General features: G+C 47.1%; 4 protein-coding genes, 1 pseudogene and 1 riboswitch. Of the genes and pseudogenes, 2 read left to right on the top strand and 3 right to left on the bottom strand.

The window, feature by feature from the left end:
* Positions 1-236 precede the first annotated feature (236 nt).
* Positions 237-1562 (bottom strand): 23S rRNA (uracil(1939)-C(5))-methyltransferase RlmD, encoded by a 1326-nt coding sequence (gene rlmD, locus ACTHS3_RS03415; RefSeq protein WP_070625129.1) that lies wholly within the window; start codon positions 1560-1562, stop codon positions 237-239.
* A 140-nt stretch (positions 1563-1702) separates the two neighbouring features.
* Between rlmD and ACTHS3_RS03420 the strand changes: the two genes are divergently transcribed.
* A complete protein-coding gene (locus ACTHS3_RS03420; protein WP_070625269.1) occupies positions 1703-2764 on the top strand; it encodes a L,D-transpeptidase family protein in 1062 nt (353 codons plus the stop codon).
* Between the two features lie 96 nt (positions 2765-2860).
* Here ACTHS3_RS03420 and queC read toward each other — a convergent pair whose 3' ends face one another.
* Positions 2861-3520 carry a 7-cyano-7-deazaguanine synthase QueC gene (gene queC / locus ACTHS3_RS03425; protein WP_070625131.1) on the bottom strand — a complete coding sequence of 220 codons (660 nt, stop codon included), beginning with the start codon at positions 3518-3520 and terminating at the stop codon, positions 2861-2863.
* A 3-nt stretch (positions 3521-3523) separates the two neighbouring features.
* Positions 3524-3569, bottom strand: a riboswitch (PreQ1 riboswitch).
* Positions 3570-3640: 71 nt separating this feature from the next.
* On the opposite strand from queC, the gene ACTHS3_RS03430 reads away from it, so the two are divergent.
* Positions 3641-4240 (top strand): CDP-alcohol phosphatidyltransferase family protein, encoded by a 600-nt coding sequence (locus ACTHS3_RS03430; RefSeq protein ID WP_070625271.1) that lies wholly within the window; start codon positions 3641-3643, stop codon positions 4238-4240.
* A gap of 51 nt (positions 4241-4291) precedes the next feature.
* Here ACTHS3_RS03430 and ACTHS3_RS03435 read toward each other — a convergent pair.
* Positions 4292-4609: pseudogene (locus ACTHS3_RS03435) on the bottom strand (hypothetical protein); the annotation flags it as partial.

Here is a 4609-nt window from a genome sequence, read left to right on the forward strand (position 1 = left end):
TACTTTGTTTATGACGAACAAAAAACAACACCAGCAAAAAAAGCACCAGCAAAAAAATAGTTAAAAGTTGATAGTTCAAGAACACCTCCCGGTCTTGTGCTGCAAACTGCATTTATTAACATCTGTTGCTTTACACGCAACTTCAACGTTATGAATTCCCCAAACGAATGATGATAACATGAATGCACTCATTTTTACATTAAAAACCCTACTCACATAAAGGACTTGATACCAATTTACAACTCAAACACACCGATGGATTCAACATGCGAGGTTTGTGCAAACATATTCATGATTCCTGCCGCCTTAAACTTATAGCCCTTATCCACCAAGACACCGGCATCCCGTGCAAATGTTGATGGATTGCATGAAACATATACTATTTTTTGGGGTAAAAACGGCTTATGTATCGATTTGACAACAGCATAAGCCCCGCTTCTCGGCGGATCCAGCAGCATCTTGTCAAATTTTCCCCATGACTCGACAGTCTTTTCATCGGTATCGAACAAGTCGGCAACAGAAAACGTCATATTCTCGGCACAACGATTCAGGCGGGCATTTTCCCTTGCCCTATCTACCAAATAATCGGCGCCTTCAATACCGACAACCGATGCGCCACTTTTCGCCAACGGCAAACTGAAATTGCCCAAACCGCAAAACAAATCGGCAATCCTCTCCCCTTTTTGAGGGTTTAAAAGCCTGACCGCCCTTGCCACCATCACTTCGTTCAGCTGCGCATTAATCTGCGTAAAATCACCCGGCTTGTAAGGCATTTCCACGTCAAATTGAGCAAAATTATAGTTCAGAGCAGGCACATTCTCGGGATAAAACGGCAAGGACTCGGCATGATCCTGCAGCCATATTTGCCATACTTTTTCAGCACCCGACAATATCTTATCAAACCAATTACGCAATTCGCTTAATATTTGTCCAAACGGTTGATTTACGAAACGAATGTTGAGCGCTGTCACATTTTTCCCGCAATAAAACTCAACAAATTTCACTTTTACACCGTCATCATGCAGCTTTTGCAGCAAATTGCGGACATCAGGCAATCTATCGGACACATGCTTAGGCAAAATATGGCAATGGCGGATATTGACGACATCATGGCTTTTTTTGGCCTGAAAACCGAGGTTCAGACGGCCTTGTTTATCCACCGAAACACTTAAACGCGCTCTATCGCGATAATACCAGGAGTAACCATATAAAGGAGGTAAAATTATTTCCGGCTTGACCTTACCTATCCGTTCCAACTGCTCTTCCAAAATCCGTTGCTTTAACGCAACTTGCGCTCCGAAAGAAACATGTTGAAGCGAACAGCCGCCACATGTATCAAAATAGCAACAAGCTGGCTCAATGCGTTCGGAAGAAGGTTTTAAAACCGTTTCGACCTGAGCTTCTGCAAACTGCTTTTTTTCTTTATGAATGGCAAACGTTACACGCTCTCCGGGCAGCGCACCGCCGATGAATACAGTCTTTCCATCGACTCTGGCAACACCCCTGCCCTCATAATCCAAAGAAAAAACTTCCGCCTCTTGATACCGTTCTTTCACACTCATACCGTTTCCGTCAGACAGCCGCTTACCGGCCGCCTGACTGTCTTCCAATACCGAAAGCGCATATTTTCTCACAAAAACACAGAGTTTCAGGTATCATGCGCCAAAAACTTTCATTTCAATCCCTACAAAAAAAAGACGACATGAAAAAATTATTCCTTGGCCTGACAGCCGCCCTTCTGACCTCGGCCGCTGCTGCAAACACACTTATTCCAGACGTCTCCCCCGCCTCTTCCGGACAACACGTCGTTATCAATATTACGCAACAGCGTTTGTTCCTCTACGACAACGGTAAACTGAGCAAAATTTATCCTGTTGCCGTCGGCAAAGCCATGACCCAAACCAATCTGGGCGAACATAAAATCGGTGCAAAAGCCTACAACCCGGTTTGGCACATCCCTAAATCTATCCAAAAAGAACGCAATGACGGCGTAAAAAGCGTACCGGCCGGCCCAAATAACCCGCTGGGCCCCGTATTCGTCCGTCTTGGCGACCCCAAATTAAGCCTGGGCATTCACGGCACCAATGCCCCTGCCAGCGTGCCCGGAGTCCGCAGCCATGGTTGCGTGCGCATGAAATCGCCTGACGCATTGGAATTTGCCAAAACCATCGCAACAGGTTCTCCTGCCTCCGTTATCTACCAAATGGCGAGCCTGAACGAAGATGCCAACCAAAACTTGTGGCTGGCTGCCTATCGTGACCCATACGACAAGAAAAACCTTGATACGGCTGCCCTGAAAAAAAGCATTGCCGCTTGGGCAAAAGCGCACGGCAAAACCATTCCTGCAGCGCGTGTGGATGCAATCCTGAAAGGACGCACCGGTGCGGCAAACTGTCTGACCTGCGCCAAAGGCGTGAAACTCAAATCGCCTTTAAAATCTTTGGCATGGACCAGCGGCACGGATGCTTACAGCAAACCCAAAGTCATGCCGAAACCGGCTCCTGCTAAAGATGTGGTATTGCCTCAAGGTACTGAAATCGAAGTCGATGCTACCGACGATACAAACAAAGCAGCATCCGAACCGAAACAAAGCGTTCGTCCGACTCCGGTGAAACCGGCAAAACCTGCTGCCAAACCGGCAACCACTCCTGCCGAGACGCCTGCTTCCGCGCCTAAAGCCGCTTCCGAACCGGCTACTGCCTCGGCCTCTGCGCCTGTAAAAGATGCTCCGGCAAGCAGCGAACCGGCAGATTTGCTGTTCTAAGCAGAACAAAATACATAGCCAAAGACCGTCTGAAATGAATTTTTCAGACGGCCTTTTCGTACAACTGGATATTGGAAATATTATGTCTCTCTTAATTCAGACGGCCTTTTTGCTTTCCAAATATTCTGACAAACCACGCTCGCGTAAAATACAGCTCGGGCATTCATGACAACCACCGACCACGCCGTTATAACAGGTATGCGTATGCTCGCGAATATAATCCAACACACCCATTTCATCCGCCAATGCCCAAGTTTGCGCTTTGGTTAAATACATCAAGGGCGTGTGGATTTGAAAAGCGTAATCCATAGCCAGATTCAGCGTAACATTCATCGACTTGACGAACACATCGCGACAGTCGGGATAACCGGAAAAGTCGGTTTCGCATACGCCGGCAATGATATGGCGTATCCCCTGCCCTTTGGCGTAAATGGCGGCGTAAAGCAAAAACAAAGCATTGCGTCCATCTACAAATGTATTGGGCAGGCCGTCTGAAGCTGTTTCAATGGATGCCGTATCATCCATCAACGCGTTATGCGTAATCTGTTGTATCAGGCTCAAATCAAGTACGGTCTGCTTCACGCCTAAATCTTGGGCAATCCAACGCGCGCGCTCCAATTCGATGGCGTGGCGTTGTCCATATTGAAAAGTGATGGCCTGCACATTTTCACGGCCATAGGTTTGAATTGCCTGAATCAGGCAGGTCGTTGAATCCTGCCCGCCCGAAAAAATAACAAGGGCTTGCTGTTTTTCCATTGTAAATTCCTAGTTTTGTTAACGCGGGAGGTTTGCGAACCGCGTGATTCGAAGATTGACGGATTATAACGGATTTCGTCTATAATCACGGCACTTCATTTTCTTTTATTCTGCATAATGATGAGTATCTACGCCCTGAAACCAAAATTCCAAAACCTGTTGCGCCCCATCGTTAAGAGACTGTATCAAAAAGGCATTACTGCCAATCAGGTAACCCTGTTTGCCTGCGCCGTTTCCATTTTGCTCGGTTTGCTTTTAGCATTGTTTGCAGGTGTATCCACATTATTCTGGCTTTTGCCGATCTGGTTGTTTGTCCGCATGGCACTGAATGCGATGGACGGTATGCTGGCACGGGAGTTCGGCCAACAATCGGCATTGGGCGGTTATTTGAATGAAATCACCGATATTGCCGCCGATGCTGCTTTGTATTTGCCTTTTGCCTTTATCGCACCCTTCGGCGGCGTACAAATTGCCCTGTTTATTTGGCTGGCGGCAATGACTGAGTTTTGCGGCGTTTTGGGGCAAGTTCATGGTAACGGCCGGCGTTATGACGGGCCATTCGGCAAAAGCGACCGTGCATTCTTTATCGGTGCATTGGCAGTATGGTATGCAATCGCCGGCAGCTTCCATCCGACTTTCTATATCCTTATGTGGCTGGCCTGCGCGGCATTGGTTTATACCTGCTACAAACGTGTCATCAATGGCTTGAAGGCCGTCTGAAACCATAAACTATCGGTTTCAGACGGCCTTTTATCCGTCAGCGAAGATCACTTACTGTTTACCCAGTTGACTGTAATCTACCAACATATACTTGGCAGTAATTTTCTGCGAAGCATTACCTTCGTCACCCATTAGAATCATTTGAGGCTTGCCGTTAACGGTAATCGAATCAACAGCTTCAACGTTGGTGATGTGTTGCAGATTAGGCAGAGAGATTTTTTGCTGTTCATCGGTCGGGTTACCGCTCCAAGTCCACAGTTGTGAGAATTTCTGTCCATTCTCATCCTTCACTTCATTGGCAATCACGTAGGTTTTCAACACAGGATCATAGTTGAGGGAACGGATACCGCCGCCATCAATATCAATCAC

The organism is Neisseria sp. P0009.S007, assembly GCF_051962515.1.